Origin of the sequence: Methylobacterium sp. EM32 (genome assembly GCF_040593685.1) — a bacterium.
Taxonomy (GTDB): Bacteria; Pseudomonadota; Alphaproteobacteria; order Rhizobiales; family Beijerinckiaceae; genus Methylobacterium.
In genome coordinates this window covers 44110-59129 of the sequence record NZ_JBEXZS010000185.1, presented here as the reverse complement: position 1 = coordinate 59129, position 15020 = coordinate 44110, and the positions used below count along the sequence as shown (strand labels likewise).

Below are 15020 nucleotides of genomic sequence, written 5' to 3'. Positions count from 1 at the left end.
GGCCGATGATGCTAATCTGCGTCACGGACGGTCTCCTCGGTTGGGTGTTCAGACGACCCCAATCTGGCACAATCGATGCCGTCGGGGGCCGTCCACCAACATCCCGGGCTCTCGCCTGCTGAGTGCCCCGGGATGACGGAGAGAGTTGTCAGTGTGCACTCCCGATCGGCTGTTCGGGTGAGGAAGAGCTTTGGAGGGATCGTTTCGGCGGCTTCATATATTGCGTCGTTCCATTGCCTTGTCGGCCCTCACACCCCCGGCCAGGCCGGCCGCGCGATTCCTAGATGGTCGCGCAAGGTCGTCCCCTCGTACTCGGTGCGGAACAGGCCGCGCTCCTGCAGGATCGGCACCACCTCGGCCACGAATTCGTCGAGGCCGCCCGGGAAGAAGGGCGGCATCACGTTGAAGCCGTCGGCCGCCTCCCCCTCGAACCATTCCTGCATCCGGTCGGCGATGTCGGTGGCGGTGCCGAGCACGATGTGGTGGCCGCGGCCCGCGGCGACCCGGAGCGCCAGCTGGCGGATCGTCAGGCCCTCCCGGCGGGCGAGCTCGGTCAGGAGCTCGGCGCGGCTCCTCAGCTGGTCGGAGAGCGGCAGGTCGGGCAGCGGCCCGTCGAGGTCGTAAGCGGCGAGCGAGTGGCCGATGCGCTCCTCCAAGAGCGGCATCGCGCTCGCGATCGGGGTCCAGCGGTCGAGCTCGCTCAGCTTCTCGCTCGCCTCCTTGAGGCTGCGCCCGACCACCGGCAGGAAGCCCGGCATCACAGCGACCGAGGCCGGATCGCGGCCGAAGCCGGCGACGCGCGCCTTCAGGCTGCGGTAGAACGCTTGCGCCTCGGGCAGGCTCGCCTGGGCGGTGAACACAATGTCGGCGGCCCGCGCCGCGAGGTCCTGGCCCGGGCCCGAGGAGCCGGCCTGGATCAGTACCGGATGCCCTTGCGGCGAGCGCGGGATGTTGAGCGGGCCCTTCACCGAGTAGTATTTGCCCGCGTGGTCGAGCATCCGCACCTTGGCCGGGTCGGCGTAGATTCCGCGCTCCTTGTCCTTCGGGAAGGCGTCGTCGGCCCAGCTGTCCCACAGGCCGCGCACCACGTCGACGAACTCTTCCGCGATGGCGTAACGGGCGTCGTGCTCGGGGTGGCTCTTGGAAAAATTGTTGGCGGTGCGGGCGTAGGACGTCGTCACGATGTTCCAGGCCGCGCGGCCGTGGCTCAGGTGATCGACCGACGCGAAGGCGCGGGCGAGGTGGTAGGGCTCGCCGTAGGTGGTCGAGGCCGTGGCCGCGAGGCCGATCCGCTCCGTCACCATCGCGAGCGCGCCGAGGAGCGTCAGAGGCTCGAACCGGGCGATCATCGACGGGTGGGCGTCGACGCCGCTGGTCAGGCCGTCGGCGAGGAACACCATGTCGAACTTCGCGGCCTCGGCGGTCCGCACCACCCGGCGCAGCAGGTCGAAATTCTCGCTGCCCGATTCGGCGTCGGCATGGCGCCAGCCGGAGACGTGGTGGCCGGCGCCCTGGAGGAAGAGCCCGAGATGGATGGATCGCTTGGCGGTCATGATGGCGCCTTTGAGGAGATCAGGAACGGCTCTGGCCGAGGAGGGCGAGGAGGCGGGCGAGGTCGGCGTCGTCGCTCATCCGGGCGACGAGGTCCGGGATCCCGGCGAAGACTCTCGCGTCCCCGGTCGCGTCGCGGAATTTCGGCCCGGCATCGCTCAGGCCGGGCAGGCCCTCGATCCGCCGGCTCATGGTGCGGCCGTTCGTCAGGGTGACGTCGAGGACGACGAACCGCGTCGCCGGGTCGGAGGACAGGCGCGGCGCGGCCTCGTCGTGGCGGCGCGACACGCGGGCGGCGAGCCCCGCGAGGTCCGGCCGCACCGGCCGCTCGTCGAAATGGCCGATGCCGAGGGCACCGTCCGTGAGGGCGGCGGCGAAGATGTATTCCGGGCTGAACCGCGCCTCGATGCCGGTGCCGGGGCGCGAGACCACCAAAGCCGCGTCGCCCCCGGGCGGGAAGGTGAGGGTGACGGCCTCGACCGCCTCCGGGCGCAGACCGTCGGCATCGCGCAGAGCGAGCGCCCCGACCGCGACCGGGTGGGCGGCGGTGCAGCACGGGAACGCCTTGAGCGTGAGGCCGGGCTTCAGGATCTGCCACGGCGCGCCCCAGCCGGCGAGCAGCCGCTCGGGCGCCGTCGCGTCGAAGCCGAAGGCGTCAAGGAAGCCGATCGGGCCGCCGAGGAAGTCGGGCGCGCCGGACAGGCCCGATTCCGCGAGGAGGGCCGCCGTGAGTCCTGCACGGGCGGCGAGGCCGGCATGGAGCGGCTTGGCGTCGTAGCCGAATTGCAGTCTGAGGCCCGCCGATTGCGTCGCCGCGAGGCCGAGCGCCACCGCGGTCGTGTCGGCTGAGAAGCGCAGCAGGTGCGCGATGGCGGCGGCGCCGCCGACGGTCCCGAGGGTCGCGGTGGCGTGGAAGCCCGTCTCGTAGTGGCGCGAGCCGAGCGCCAGGCCGAGCCGCGCCATCGCCTCCAGGCCGACGACGTAAGATCCGATCAGGTCGCGGGCGGCGACCGGGCGGGTGCCGGCGAGCGCCAGCAGCGCCGGCAGGATCACCACCGTCGGGTGGCCGCGCACGCTGGCATGCACGTCGTCGTAATCGAGGACGTGGCCGGCATGGCCGTTGATCAGGGCGGCGGTGAACGGGTCGGCGCGCTCAGCCCGGCCGATCAGCACCGAGGGGCCGGTGCCGGCGCCTAAGGTCCCGGCCAGGATCCCGGTCGAGCGGTCGTCGGCGCCGCCCAGCGTGCAGGCGAGGAGATCGAGGATCGCGAGTCGCGCCGCCTCCACCGCCGCCTCGGAGGGGACGGAGGCCACGATCGCCGCGGCGAAACGTCGGGTGAGCGAGGTCGTCATCGGATCAGATCCCTTCGCCGGGCTGTACCGCCTCGCGGGCGCCGAGGCCGCGCACGAACTGGCGGATGCGCGGGTTCTGCGAGCGGTGGAAGATCTGGTCGGGCGGGCCGTCCTCGACGATGCGGCCGTTCTCGGTGAAGACGATCCGGTCGCTGATCTCCTCGGCGAAGCGCATCTCGTGGGTGACGAGGAGGCTGGTCATGCCCTCGCGCACCAGCCCGCGGATCACCGCCAGCACCTCGCCGACCGTCTCGGGATCGAGGGCCGAGGTCACCTCGTCGAACAGCACCAGGTCCGGCCGCATGGCGAGCGCCCGGGCGATGGCGACCCGCTGCTGCTGCCCGCCCGAGAGCTGGCCCGGATAGGCCGCGACCTTGTCGGAGAGCCGCACCCGGTCGAGCAATTCGCGGGCGTGGCGCTCGGCTTGCCCCCGCTTCTCCTTGAGGATGCGGACCGGCGCGATGGTGATGTTGTCGAGCACCGTGAGGTGCGGGAACAGGTTGTATTGCTGGAACACGATGCCGATGCGCTTGCGCAACGCGATGCGCTCGGCCTCCGTCCGCAGGGCGTCGACCCGGACGCCGTTGACGGTGATCCGCCCCGCGCTCGGCGCGAGCAGCGCGTTGATGCAGCGCAGGATCGTCGACTTGCCCGAGCCCGACGGGCCGATGATCGACACCGCCTCGCCGCGGGAGACGGTCATGTCGATGCCCTTCAGCACCTCGTTCTGCCCGAAGCTCAGATGCACGTCCTCGAGGGCGACGAGGGGGGCGGAGGCTGCGGTCATGATGTCCGACCTCATCGGGCGAGGCGCCGCTCGAGCCGCTGCGTGAGGCGCGAGACCGGGTAGCAGAACAGGAAGAAGGCGAAGAGCACCGTCACGTAGGTGAGCACCGTGAAGTCGGTGCGGCTCACCGCCGTGCTGGCGTCGGTGGCGGCGTGGAGCAACTCGTGCACGCCGACGAGGGAGGCGAGCGCCGTGCCCATGCAGATCGAGGCGTAGAGGTTCATCCACGGCGGCAGCGCCCGGCGCAGGCACTGGGGCAGGATGATGAAGCGCAGGGCCTCGATCCGCGAGAAGCCGAGGCCCTTGGCGGCGTCCCATTGCGGCGTCGGGATCGATTGCAGCGCGCCGCGGGTGATCTCGGCGGTGTGGGCGCTCGCCGGGATCGCGAGCCCGATCACCGCCTTCACCCAGTCGGGGAACGGGATGTAGTGGCCGAAGGCGACGATCTCGAACGGGAAGATGTAGGTGGTGGCGAAGATCAGCACGAGGTGCGGCGCGTTGCGGAACACCTGCACGTAGGCGATCGCCGGCGCCCGCACGAGCCGCATCTGCGCGAGCTCCATCGCCCCGAGGGTGATGCCGGCCAGCGTGCCGAGCGCCATGGCGAGCACGCTGATGAGGATGTTCATCGCGAATCCGCGGGCGAGGTAGGGCAGCCATTCGACGAGGAGACGCGCCAGCGACGGGTCGAGGACGAGCCAGAGCGCGACCGCGGCGCCGACGAGGCCGGCGAGCACGAGCGGCGCGACCGAGGACCGCGCGGGGAGGGCGCCCGCCGTCACTGCCCGAATCCCGGCAGGGCCAGGCGCCGCTCGACAGCTGCGCCGATCCGCGCCACCGCGAGGTTGATGGCGCTGAAGAACACCAGGAGCACGATCATGAGTTCGACGACGTTGTCGCGCTGGGTCCAGATCATCAGCGAGGCGTAGGTGATCTCGTTGACCGCGACGGCGTAGCCGATCGTCGTCAGCTTCACGAGGTTGACGAGGTTGTTGACGATCGCCGGCAAGGCCGTGCGGAGCGCCAGCGGCAGTTCCACCACCCGCAGCACCTCCAGGCGCGAGAAGCCGAGACCCTTGGCCGCCTCGATCGTGGTCGAGGGCACCGCCTCGATGCCGCCGCGCAGGGCCTCGGCGTGGAGCGCCGCCACGTGCAGGCTCACCACTGCGACGAGCCAGAAATACGCCCCGAGCGGGTTGTTCTGCGCGCCGCCCAGCGCCTGCGAGATCAGCATGTTGACCACGAGCACCGTGAACATCAGCTGGACCAGCGTCGGCGTGTTGCGGGTGAGCTCGACATAGGCCCGCGCCGGCCCGGCGAGCCAGGGCCGGTCCGAGGTCAGCGCCGCCGCCAGCACGACGCCGCCCGCGAGGCTGAGCGGGATGGTGAGGGCGACGAGGACGAGCGTCGTCGCCATCCCGTCGAGCCACATCCGCACCTCGAACGGGCTTGTCAGGAAGTCGAAGTTGAGCCCGATCTGGGCCGCCAGGGCGATGAAGCCCCGGACCGCGTCCTGCATCGTGTCGTCGCTTTCCTCAGGGCCCGCTCGATCCCACGCCCGATCTTCCAGCCTCCCTGTCATCCCGGGGCCGCGAAAGCGGAACCCGGGATCCATAACCGCCAACAGGTCAGGATAAAGCGGAACGCTGAGCGCCTTGTTCTACACCGCCAGCGGTTATGGATCCCGGGTTCTCGCCTTCGGCGAGCCCCGGGATGACACCGTGGATAATCAAGTCTGTCGAGCAGACTGTCGTACACGCTTCTCACTTCCCTCCTGCAAGCCGCTTCTGCTGCTCCTCGATGAAGGCCGTGTTGAGGAGCCGGTTGGCCTTGGCGATCTCCAGGAGCTTGCCGGACGCGATCAGCTCGCGCAGGGCCTTGTCGAGGGCGGCGGAGGTGTCCTTCTCGCCCTTGCGGATCCACACCACCGAATCGGCCGGCACGATCTCCGTGGGGATCAGGATGCCGTAATCCTTCCACTCGTCGGCCCGGTCCTCGAGCATCAGGCCCAGCGTCGCGCCGGTATGGACCGCGACCACGCAGGTGCCGCCCTTGAGCGCCAGGAGCGATTCCGGCTGGCTCGGCAGGCCCTTCACCACCGCGCCGTAAAGCTCGATCAGGGGCTGGGTGAAGTTCGAGCCTTGCGAGACGCAGACCGGCTTGCCCTTCAGGTCGGTCCAGTCCTTGATCCCGCTGTCCTTGCGGCCGATCGCGGCGCCGCCGGCGCGGTCGAACACGGTGGGCGGGTAATCCATGATCTTCGCCCGGTCCTCGGTGACCTGCATGTTGGCGAGCAGCGCGTCGACCTTGCCCTGCTGCAGGAACTGCACCCGGTTCGGCGGCGTCACCGTGACGGTGTCGAGCGCCACGCCCAGCTTCTCGGCCAGCGCCCGGGCGAGGTCGATGTTGAAGCCCTTCTGCTCCTGGGTCTTCGGGTCGATATAGCCGAACGGCGCGCCCGACAGGATCACCCCGACGGTGAACTTGCCCTTGGCCTTGATGCGGTCGAGCGTGGAATCAGCGCTCGCCCCCGAGACCCCGGCGAGCAGGGCGGCGAGGAGGGCAGCGGCGCGCAGAGGGGTCTTTCTGATCATGGCGGTCGGCCTCTCGCAGCGTCTCGGCGCCGGGGGGGCGCCGTCGGGCCGTGACGGCCCGGGCTTGGTCCGCCGCGGCATACCCGAATGCCGATTGGGTTTGTAGAGTGCCGCGAGACTCCGGCCTGTTATCCCCTGTCGCGGCCGGCCGGCCCGAGGGGAGAGGACGCTCCCGCATTGCCGCCCGCCCGGGCACCCGCCATGATCCGCCCCGCCAGACCGCCCGGCTTGACCTGGGCGCCGCCGGAGGAACCGCCCTGTGTCCCGCGTGCTCTACGAACTCGCCGCCGCCGATCCGGACCGGCGCTTCAGCCCGTTCTGCTGGCGCATCCGCCTCGCCCTGGAGCACAAGGGCCTCGCCTTCGAGGGCCGGCCGTGGCGCTTCACGGAGAAGGACGCGTTGGCCTTCTCGGGCTCGGACAAGGTGCCGGTGCTGGTCGAGGACGGGCGGCCGATCGTCGAATCCTCCGTCATCGCCGCGCATCTCGAATCGGCCTATCCGGACCGGCCGTCGCTGTTCGGCGGCGCGGCGGGGCTGGCCCTGACCCGGTTCCACGTCGCCTGGACCGACGGGGTGCTGCACCTCGCCCTGGTGCCGCTCCTCCTCCTCGACATCCACCGCCACCTCGCCGAGGGCGACCAAGCCTACTTCCGCACGAGCCGCGAGGCCCGGTTCGGCAAGCCCCTGGAGGCGGTCTGCCCCGATCCGGAGGCGCAGCTCGCCGTGTTGCGAAAGACCCTCGCGCCGGTGCGCGCGGTGTTGCGCCACCAGCCCTTCCTTGGCGGCGAGAGCCCGCTCTACGCCGATCACGTCGTAATGGGCGCCTTCCTGTGGGCCCGCGGCGTCAACGCGCTCGCGCTCCTCGAGCCCGACGATCCGGTCGAGGCGTGGCGCCAGCGCATGCTGGACCGGATGGGAGAGGGCTCGCGGGCGCTGGCGTTCGGCTGAGGCGAACTGCCTGTGGACCCCGGCCCGGGGCGCGGATCGGGGCCGCCCCCGCCGTGTTACGAGTCGGGCCATCGCCAGGCAGGATCGCAGGTGCGATCCGGCCTGGCCCGTTGTTGCGCATCATTGTTTCGCCGAACCGGTAGCCACTTCGGCGAATGATGCTGGGGAGCCGAGATGACGATCAGCGTCGAGATGGGGGTGGCGGGCGGGCGGCCGGCCGCCCTCGACCTGGAGGAGTTGCTGGCGACGCGCCTGCTGGTCCAGGGCAATTCCGGCTCGGGCAAGTCGCACCTCCTGCGCCGCCTGCTGGAGCAGAGCGCGCCGCACGTGCAGCAGGTGGTGATCGACCCCGAAGGCGATTTCGTCACCCTGGCAGACGCCCACGGCCACGTGGTCGTCGAGGGCGATCACGGCGAGGCCGACCTCCAGCGCATCGCCGCCCGGGTGCGGGCGCACCGCGTCTCGGTGGTGCTGACGCTGGAGAGCCTCGACGTCGAGGCGCAAATGCGCGCCGCCGCTGCCTTCCTCGGCGGCCTGTTCGAGGCCGAGCGCGACCATTGGTACCCAATGTTGGTGGTGGTCGACGAGGCGCAGCTCTTCGCGCCCGCCGCCGCCGGCGAGGTCTCGGACGAGGCCCGCAAGGCGTCGCTGGGCGCGATGACCAACCTGATGTGCCGCGGCCGCAAGCGCGGGCTCGCCGGCATCATCGCGACGCAGCGCCTCGCCAAGCTCGCCAAGAACGTCGCGGCGGAAGCCTCGAACTTCCTGATGGGCCGCACCTTCCTCGACATCGACATGGCCCGGGCCGCCGACCTCCTCGGTCTCGAGCGGCGCCAGGCCGAGAGCTTCCGCGATCTCGAGCGCGGCCACTTCATCGCGCTGGGGCCCGCCTTGTCGAAGCGCCCGCTGCCGATCGCCATCGGGCCGGTCGCGACCTCGGCCCGCTCGTCGAGCCCCAAGCTCGTACCCTTGCCGAGCCCGGCCGCCGGCGATTCCTTGCGCGAGCTGATCCTGACACCGTCCGAGACCGAGCCGGTCTGGACGCCCGCCCCCCGCCCGGCGCCCACCCCACGGGCGAGCCCGGCCGACCTGCTGCAGCAGCTCGCCCAGTACCGCCCGCCGGAGCCGGTCGAGGCCGGCCCGAGCATGAGCGAGTCGGAGCGGGACGCCGCCCTGGCGGACATCCTGCGCGAGATCGCCGCCGATCCGGACGCCGCCCACCACCCGATCGCGGTGCTCTACCAGGATTTCCTCGTGCGCTGCCGGATGCGCCGGCTGCCGGGCGAGCCCCTCGATCTCGGCCGCTTCCGCCGGCGCCTCGCCATCGCGCGGGCCGGCGTCGAGGGCGAGGCGGCGGAGGGCGACGAGGCCGATGCGGTGATGGCGGCCTGCGCCGGCCTGCCCGAGGAGGTGCAGGGCCTATTCCTGCTGCTGGCGCGCGCGGCCCGCGCCGGCGCGCCGTGCCCCTCCGACGACGCGCTCGCCCGCGCCATCGGCTCGCGCTCGCCGGGCCGGGCGCGGCGGCTCCTCGCCTATGTCGAGAGCCGCGGCGCCGCAGTCTGCCGCACCGATTTCCGCGGCAACCGCGTCGTCGCCCTGCCGGCGCTCGGCTGCGAAACCGCACCGGGCAACCCCAAGGGCGGCGCGGAGGAGCCCGCCGGCCTGTTCGCCGCGGAGTAGAGATCAGGCCCGCGAGGCCTGGAGGCCCGGAAGCGTCAGCTCGCCCCGGCGCGCGACGGCGAGGCCGGCGAGCAGCCCGAGGAGCACCAGGGCGGGCAGGGCCATCGCCACCGGGTCGCCGGCGCGCAGGTGGCTGAAGGCCGCGCCGACCATCACGGCGGCGAGCAGGAGCGCGCCGTACGCCACGGTGCCGCGGCGCCACAGCAGGGCGGCGCCGAGCAGCTGCGCCGCGCCGACCGCGTACATGAACCACAGCGGGTAGCCGAAGCGCGCGAAGCCCGCGACCTCGAACGGCACGGCGGCGAACTTCATGCCGGCGGCCGTCACGAAGATTGCGGTGAGCAGGCCGCGCAGCAGCAGGCCGCCGAAGCGCGACCCCGTCGATGTCGATGTCATGGTCGGAACTCCCGCTTGATCGTCGTCGGTCCGGTCTTTCGGCCGCGACGCCGGATTAGCGATGCGGGATTGCGTCGTGATTGCGTGCCATGTGTCGTCGCACCTGACCTGTACTGTCGGGGAACTGATGGAGACCGGCGCCGGCGTGGCCGTCCGACGGCCCGCCCGTGCCGGCGCCGAGGGGCGCGCCGATCGCATGCACCCCGCATTAAGCCTCGTGATGGATTGTGGAGGACGACAAGCGGGCGGCCTTGCGGCCGGCCGGGCCACGCGCGATGCTACTCCCGCGCGTTTGTAAGATCTTGGCGGGTCCCTTGAAGTTGCATTTCCAGCCCGAACCCGAAGCAGGTCTCCGGGCGATCCAGATCCGGGTCGGCGGCCGCTACCTGCTGCCGGGCGGGGCTGAGCATGTCTGCGAGACCCGCAGCCTCTCCCTCTCGACCATCGAGGTGCGGGCGCCGGAGAGCGGCCTGCGGGGCGACCCCGTCACGCTCTATCTCGACAATGTCGGACCGGTGACGGGGGTGATCCAGACGATCGCGCCCGACGGCTTCACCGTCGCGGTGGAGGTGGGGCCCGAGCGCCGCGCCCGATTCGCCGCCCGCCTCGACTGGCTCGCCGCCCAGGCCAACGGCAAGGCCGACCAGCGCAGCGATCCGCGCATCGTGCCCCATACCCGCTCCGTCGAGGTGCGCCGCGCCGACGGCCGGGTCATACCCGGGACGATCATCGACTTGTCGATGAGCGGCGTCGCCGTCGCGGTGACCGACCTTCCGCCGGTGGGCGAGACGGTCACCGTCGGCAAGCGCCGCGCCAAGGTGGTGCGCCACCTTGAGAACGGCTTCGCCGTGACCTTCCTGCTGCCGTTCCGCCCGGAGACCTTCGGCCAGCACGTCGTGCTCTGACCGCGATCGACCAGGACCAGCTTCGGGCACAAAGAAAAGCCGCCCTCGCGGGCGGCCCGAAGTCTTGGAGGAACGCCCGTCAGGGCTGGTTTTCCTTACGCTCAGTTTCCCGCCGCCGGCGTGCGCGGGCGCACATGAGCGCACCGCGACCGTGATCGATATCCAGGCCGGATCATATTGGGGGCGATCGAATATGGTCCGATGCAACTATTCGCTTGGCCCATTGCGGCGTTACGGAGATTGCAACTGACGTAACGTACGGAAACTTAATCCGGTTGTAGCTAAGTCGTCTGCATCTTCGACGCGGCCGTCGGTGCCGGAGGGAGCGAGGGATGCACGGACAATACCGGAGCAGCGGGATCGAGCGTCGCGAGCGCAGGATGACCCGCGGCGACGATCGCGACTTCGAGCGCGATGACTGGCGCGGCGACGTCCGCATCGTCGTCACGAACGCCCCGGTCGAGTACAGGAAGGAGCGCATCTTCTCGTATCTGCCCTGGCCGGTGAAGCTCGTCCTGAGGCTCGGGCTCCTGGTCGCCGGGCTGCTCGCGGTTTTCGTACTGCCGAACTACCTCGATTGCCGCGGCCAGCGGGATGCCGGCATGTTCTACTACGGCATGACGGTCACGGCCTGCACGCGCCAGACCGTCTACAACCAGATTGGCGCGACGCAGAAGCGGTTCGAGGAGATCGCCCGCGCCCTCGGCGGACGTTGAACGGCGAGGCTCGGGACTGTGTCAGGTCGTGCACGGACGCACAAGGCGCGCCGGGCATGGGCCGACTTGCGCGATAGTGCCTGTCCTGCCGGTGGGGACTGCCTTAGTTAGGGCTCGTCCCCTCCGGAACGAGGATGAGCCCCCGATGTTTCCTGACGTTAAGCTCCACATCGCCGGTGAGTGGCGCGCCGGCAGCGCCGGCCAGACGCTGCCGATCCTCAACCCGGCCACCGGCGAGACCCTGAGCCAGCTCGCCGTCGCGACCCGCCAGGACCTCGACGAGGCTCTCGCGGCGGCCGACCGCGGCTTCCAGGCCTGGCGCAAGGTCTCGGCCTTCGAGCGCAGCAAGGTGCTGCGCAAGGCCGCCAACCTGATGCGCGAGCGCGCCGACGAGATCGCCCGGATCATGACCCTGGAGCAGGGCAAGCCGCTGGCGGAAGCCAAGATGGAAGTGCTCGGCGGCGCCGACACCATGGACTGGTTCGCCGAGGAAGGCCGGCGCGCCTACGGCCGGGTGATCCCGCCCCGCGCCGAGGGCGTGATGCAGCTCGTGATCCGTGAGCCGGTCGGTCCCGTGGCGGCGTTCACTCCGTGGAACTTCCCGATCAACCAGGCGGTGCGCAAGGTCTCGGCGGCGCTCTGCACCGGCTGCTCGGTGATCCTGAAGGGCCCCGAGGATACCCCAGCGAGCTGCACCGCCCTGATCCAGGCCCTCTTGGACGCCGGCGTGCCGGGCGACGTGCTCGGCCTCGTCTACGGCGACCCGGCGGAGATCTCGTCGTATCTCATCCCGCATCCGGTGATCCGCAAGATCACCTTCACGGGCTCGACCGCGATCGGCAAGGAACTCGCCGCGCTCGCCGGCAAGCACATGAAGCGCGCCACGATGGAGCTCGGCGGCCACGCCCCGGCGATCGTTTTTCGCGATGCCGACGTGACCAAGGCCGTGCAGGTGCTCGGCGCCAACAAGTTCCGCAATGCCGGCCAGGTCTGCGTCGCGCCGACCCGGTTCCTCGTCCACGATTCGGTGTTCGACGCCTTCGTCGACGGCTTCGTCGGCCTCTCCCGCGACCTCAAGGTCGGCAACGGCCTGGAGGACGGCGTGAAGATGGGCCCGCTCGCCCATGGCCGCCGCATCGAGGCGATGGAGGGCTTCGTGGCCGATGCCGAGCAGAAGGGCGCCTCCTTGCGCACCGGCGGCAAGCGCATCGGCAACCAGGGCAACTTCTTCGAGCCCACCGTCTTCACCGACGTGCCGCTCGACGCCCGGATCATGAACGAGGAGCCCTTCGGGCCGATCGCCGCGATCCAGCGCTTCTCGGACGACGAGGAGGCCTTCACGGAGGCCAACCGCCTGCCCTACGGCCTCGCCGCCTACGCCTATACCCGCTCGGCCGAGACCGCCACCAAGCTCGCCACGCGGGTAGAGAGCGGCATGATGTCGATCAACCACCACGGCATCGCCCTGCCCGAGACACCCTTCGGCGGCGTGAAGGATTCGGGCTACGGCAGCGAGGGCGGTTCGGAGGCGATCGAGGCCTACCTCAATACCAAGTTCGTCACCCAGGCCGGCTTCTGAGCGGGCGCTCGAACGAGGAGGGGGCCGCCTCGCGCGGCTCCCTCTTCCGCCGGCGAAATAGGGGTTGCCAAGCCGGGGCGAACCCCTTAGATCCCACCTCCACCGGCGGGGCGCACCGCTCCCCCCGGTCAGGCGCCCGTAGCTCAGCTGGATAGAGCACCAGACTACGAATCTGGGGGTCAGAGGTTCGAATCCTTTCGGGCGCGCCATTTTACACTTGAGACGTCATGGTGTGACGGGGTTCTTCCCTCTCCACCGCAACATCATCGAAGGTACACCCTTCGATCGGGCGCCCGTAGCTCAGCTGGATAGAGCACCAGACTACGAATCTGGGGGTCAGAGGTTCGAATCCTTTCGGGCGCGCCACTCATCTTCTCATCTCGAAATGCAAAAGTAGGGCTGCTACGGCCGCGACGGTGATCGGCAAGATCGTCACGCGTCGGCGGCCGATGTCATGGTCGGATAGCGGCGATCTGCGCTCCTCGGGTCGCCCGCACAATCTTGCTCCGAGCCGGGCGGGGATCGCTCCACACGTGCCGTGATCGCCCCCATTCTCCTTTTTCAACCGTGCATGACATCGGCTAAAGTATGCGGGACGGGCATTTCAAGCGCTCCTTTCCCGGATCTCCTTCCGCTGGCGCGGCAGTCGTCCGGGAAAGGGCTGCGTGGCAAAGCGCGCCCACGCGCCGGTGTCGGGCCCCGTCGCGCTTCAGAGCGGCTTGCGCGCCACGCTGAGGAGGTTGCCGACATTCAGCCCGATACTCCTCTGGCCCATGCCTAGGGCCTCGACGGCGGCGAGGCCGGCCGGCTTGAGCGGCCCGGGCAGGGGCAGCAGGCGCAACCAGTAGCGCAGGGGATAGCGGTTCCGGATCGCCGCGATCTCGATCTCCCCGAACCCCGCCTCGCCGAGGAGGCGGCGCAGGCTCGCCGGGCAGAACAGCTGCATGTGCTCGATGTCGATGATCGGCGAGCGGCGGCCCAGCAGCCGGTTGATCGGTGCCCGGTAATCGTGCGTGACGAAGGCCAGCAGCCCGCCGGGTTCGAGCAGGTCGTAGGCCGCCTGCGTCAGCGGGCGCGGATCGCGGACGTGCTCCAGGGTCATGAAGCAGCACACGAGCGAGAGGCTGCCCGGCCGATGCGCGCCGGGCTCGAACACGCCGATCCTCAGGTGCGGGCGCAAAGCCGCGGGAGCCGCCGCGACGGCCTCGTGCGAGGGCTCGACCCCGATCACCTCGGCGAAGCCGAGATCCAGCAATTCCTGCAGGAAGACCCCGCTGCCCGCGCCGATCTCGAGGGCTTTGCCCCGGCGATGCTCCGGGCCGAGCCGGGGGGCGAGGGCCTGCGCGTAGGTGCGTGCCGCGTAGAGCGCTTCCTCCGCGCTGTCGTAGCCCGCATCGCGGTAGGCGCGGGCCAGGGCCTCGGCGCCCGGCGCCTCGGCGGCGAAGACCGTCTCGCAGGTCTGGCAGCGGACTAGGCGGAACGACATGTATTCGGGCGGCTTGCGGGAGGCGAAGCTGAGGGCGCCGATCCGGTCGGGATCGACCGAGGCCGACAGGAACGGCCGCGCCCCGCGCTCGGGCGCGCCGCAGACCGGGCAGTCGCGCCCTTGGAGCCCGTCCAGGATCGCGGCCGGGGCGGAGGTGGTCTGGCATTCCGGGGTCACGGGGGGCGTCCTCGACGATCGTGGCGCGGCGTCGGGCGGGGACGCGGCGGCCGGCCGCCTGCACCCCCTGGATCCCGGGCCCCTCGCCCGCATGGCGATCGCGATGGAACGGCATTCTTGGTTAGCGGAGACTTAAAGAGAACTGATGGCTGGCCGGGAGTGCTGTCCCAGCTGCGTCCCTGGAGTCGAGTCCTGGCCGGCTCGATGACGCCAAAGACCGAGGCGGTCGACATCCCTTCGATGATCGTACGCCGTGTGGTCGCGCTTCGTTTGCCAAATCGAAGTGCTGGACCGACTCATCCAGTACCCAAAGGATCGATCGTCGTTGACATCGCGGCGTTGTATGAAAGCTTGGCACTTGCGAACGCAGGGAGAGTCGTATGGTCGTCCATCCGGCGCGCTGGTCGGCACGTTTCGTCATGTTGGCTGTGTGCTTGTCAGCCTTCTGCTTCGTTCCTTTTGTTGAGCCACCGCGTGCCGAGGGTGCCGACCGGAAGGCATTGATCGCTCTCGAGAAAAAGAGAATCAGGGGTGCCGATGACGTCCAAGTCCATCCGTTCTTCGGTGACTTCACGGGAGACCGGCAGGAGGATGCACTTACCGTGTCCTACTATCATCCGAAGGGCGGCGGTAACTCTTACTCGATCGAGGTGAGTCTCTACCGAGGAGCCGGCAACGGCTTTCGCTTCATCAAGACAGTGCCCGACGTGTATGGTCAGTCGCCGCGCGCGGCGAAGTTCAGCCGCGGTCAGGTAAGGATTACGTTGACGACGCTTGGCCCGAACGATGCGCGGTGCTGTCCGTCCGTGCCCAAGGAATACGTCGTCGCAGCGCCGTAGCGCCTGCC

At 70.1% G+C, this 15020-nt stretch carries 14 protein-coding genes and 2 tRNA genes; 8 read left to right on the top strand and 8 right to left on the bottom strand.

Annotated features, from left to right (window positions below):
* Nucleotides 1-248: 248 nt before the first annotated feature.
* The 6 genes from ABZT49_RS24715 to ABZT49_RS24690 form a co-directional block, all read right to left on the bottom strand.
* On the bottom strand, nt 249-1553 hold the full coding sequence (locus tag ABZT49_RS24715) for an LLM class flavin-dependent oxidoreductase (RefSeq protein WP_355289901.1): 1305 nt from the start codon (nt 1551-1553) through the stop codon (nt 249-251).
* Between the two features lie 19 nt (nt 1554-1572).
* Nucleotides 1573-2904 carry an MmgE/PrpD family protein gene (locus tag ABZT49_RS24710; protein ID WP_355289900.1) on the bottom strand — a complete coding sequence of 444 codons (1332 nt, stop codon included), beginning with the start codon at nt 2902-2904 and terminating at the stop codon, nt 1573-1575.
* Between the two features lie 4 nt (nt 2905-2908).
* Nucleotides 2909-3691: an amino acid ABC transporter ATP-binding protein gene (locus ABZT49_RS24705; protein WP_355289898.1), complete on the bottom strand. Its 783-nt coding sequence runs from the start codon at nt 3689-3691 to the stop codon at nt 2909-2911.
* A gap of 11 nt (nt 3692-3702) precedes the next feature.
* The gene (locus ABZT49_RS24700; protein ID WP_355289909.1) at nt 3703-4428 is read right to left on the bottom strand and encodes an amino acid ABC transporter permease; all 726 of its coding nucleotides are present in this window, start codon (nt 4426-4428) and stop codon (nt 3703-3705) included.
* Between the two features lie 41 nt (nt 4429-4469).
* Nucleotides 4470-5210, bottom strand: coding sequence for an amino acid ABC transporter permease (locus tag ABZT49_RS24695; RefSeq protein ID WP_355289896.1), 741 nt, complete (start codon nt 5208-5210; stop codon nt 4470-4472).
* Nucleotides 5211-5454: 244 nt separating this feature from the next.
* Entirely contained in the window at nt 5455-6285 is an 831-nt protein-coding gene (locus ABZT49_RS24690) for a transporter substrate-binding domain-containing protein (protein ID WP_355289894.1), read from the bottom strand.
* A 259-nt stretch (nt 6286-6544) separates the two neighbouring features.
* On the opposite strand from ABZT49_RS24690, the gene ABZT49_RS24685 reads away from it, so the two are divergent.
* Nucleotides 6545-7234 carry a glutathione S-transferase family protein gene (locus ABZT49_RS24685; RefSeq protein WP_355289892.1) on the top strand — a complete coding sequence of 230 codons (690 nt, stop codon included), beginning with the start codon at nt 6545-6547 and terminating at the stop codon, nt 7232-7234.
* A gap of 174 nt (nt 7235-7408) precedes the next feature.
* Nucleotides 7409-8914 carry an ATP-binding protein gene (locus ABZT49_RS24680; RefSeq protein ID WP_355289891.1) on the top strand — a complete coding sequence of 502 codons (1506 nt, stop codon included), beginning with the start codon at nt 7409-7411 and terminating at the stop codon, nt 8912-8914.
* A 3-nt stretch (nt 8915-8917) separates the two neighbouring features.
* On the opposite strand, the gene ABZT49_RS24675 is transcribed toward ABZT49_RS24680, so the two are convergent.
* On the bottom strand, nt 8918-9310 hold the full coding sequence (locus ABZT49_RS24675) for a DoxX family protein (protein ID WP_355289889.1): 393 nt from the start codon (nt 9308-9310) through the stop codon (nt 8918-8920).
* Between the two features lie 314 nt (nt 9311-9624).
* Here ABZT49_RS24675 and ABZT49_RS24670 point away from each other — a divergent pair, with 314 nt between their 5' ends.
* The 5 genes from ABZT49_RS24670 (at nt 9625) to ABZT49_RS24650 (ending at nt 12876) form a co-directional block, all read left to right on the top strand.
* Nucleotides 9625-10215: a PilZ domain-containing protein gene (locus tag ABZT49_RS24670; RefSeq protein WP_355289887.1), complete on the top strand. Its 591-nt coding sequence runs from the start codon at nt 9625-9627 to the stop codon at nt 10213-10215.
* 380 nt (nt 10216-10595) lie between these two features.
* A complete protein-coding gene (locus ABZT49_RS24665) occupies nt 10596-10931 on the top strand; it encodes a hypothetical protein (protein WP_355289885.1) in 336 nt (111 codons plus the stop codon).
* A 145-nt stretch (nt 10932-11076) separates the two neighbouring features.
* Complete coding sequence (locus ABZT49_RS24660) at nt 11077-12510, top strand: NAD-dependent succinate-semialdehyde dehydrogenase (RefSeq protein WP_355289883.1); 1434 nt, start codon at nt 11077-11079, stop codon at nt 12508-12510.
* A gap of 132 nt (nt 12511-12642) precedes the next feature.
* Nucleotides 12643-12719: transfer RNA gene (locus ABZT49_RS24655), tRNA-Arg, on the top strand.
* Nucleotides 12720-12799: 80 nt separating this feature from the next.
* Nucleotides 12800-12876, top strand: a tRNA-Arg gene (locus tag ABZT49_RS24650).
* A gap of 343 nt (nt 12877-13219) precedes the next feature.
* Here ABZT49_RS24650 and ABZT49_RS24645 read toward each other — a convergent pair.
* A complete protein-coding gene (locus ABZT49_RS24645) occupies nt 13220-14173 on the bottom strand; it encodes a class I SAM-dependent methyltransferase (RefSeq protein ID WP_355289881.1) in 954 nt (317 codons plus the stop codon).
* Between the two features lie 380 nt (nt 14174-14553).
* Here ABZT49_RS24645 and ABZT49_RS24640 point away from each other — a divergent pair, with 380 nt between their 5' ends.
* Nucleotides 14554-15012 carry a hypothetical protein gene (locus ABZT49_RS24640; RefSeq protein WP_355289879.1) on the top strand — a complete coding sequence of 153 codons (459 nt, stop codon included), beginning with the start codon at nt 14554-14556 and terminating at the stop codon, nt 15010-15012.
* Nucleotides 15013-15020: the final 8 nt, after the last annotated feature.

Excerpts from the sequence above, each read along its gene's own strand:
- ABZT49_RS24715 (WP_355289901.1), bottom strand. The coding sequence starts at position 1,553 with ATGACCGCCAAGCGATCCATCCATCTCGGGCTCTTCCTCCAGGGCGCC.
- ABZT49_RS24710 (WP_355289900.1), bottom strand. The coding sequence starts at position 2,904 with ATGACGACCTCGCTCACCCGACGTTTCGCCGCGGCGATCGTGGCCTCC.
- ABZT49_RS24705 (WP_355289898.1), bottom strand. The coding sequence starts at position 3,691 with ATGACCGCAGCCTCCGCCCCCCTCGTCGCCCTCGAGGACGTGCATCTG.
- ABZT49_RS24695 (WP_355289896.1), bottom strand. The coding sequence starts at position 5,210 with ATGCAGGACGCGGTCCGGGGCTTCATCGCCCTGGCGGCCCAGATCGGG.
- ABZT49_RS24690 (WP_355289894.1), bottom strand. The coding sequence starts at position 6,285 with ATGATCAGAAAGACCCCTCTGCGCGCCGCTGCCCTCCTCGCCGCCCTG.
- ABZT49_RS24680 (WP_355289891.1), top strand. The coding sequence starts at position 7,409 with ATGACGATCAGCGTCGAGATGGGGGTGGCGGGCGGGCGGCCGGCCGCC.
- ABZT49_RS24675 (WP_355289889.1), bottom strand. The coding sequence starts at position 9,310 with ATGACATCGACATCGACGGGGTCGCGCTTCGGCGGCCTGCTGCTGCGC.
- ABZT49_RS24665 (WP_355289885.1), top strand. The coding sequence starts at position 10,596 with ATGACCCGCGGCGACGATCGCGACTTCGAGCGCGATGACTGGCGCGGC.
- ABZT49_RS24660 (WP_355289883.1), top strand. The coding sequence starts at position 11,077 with ATGTTTCCTGACGTTAAGCTCCACATCGCCGGTGAGTGGCGCGCCGGC.
- ABZT49_RS24640 (WP_355289879.1), top strand. The coding sequence starts at position 14,554 with ATGGTCGTCCATCCGGCGCGCTGGTCGGCACGTTTCGTCATGTTGGCT.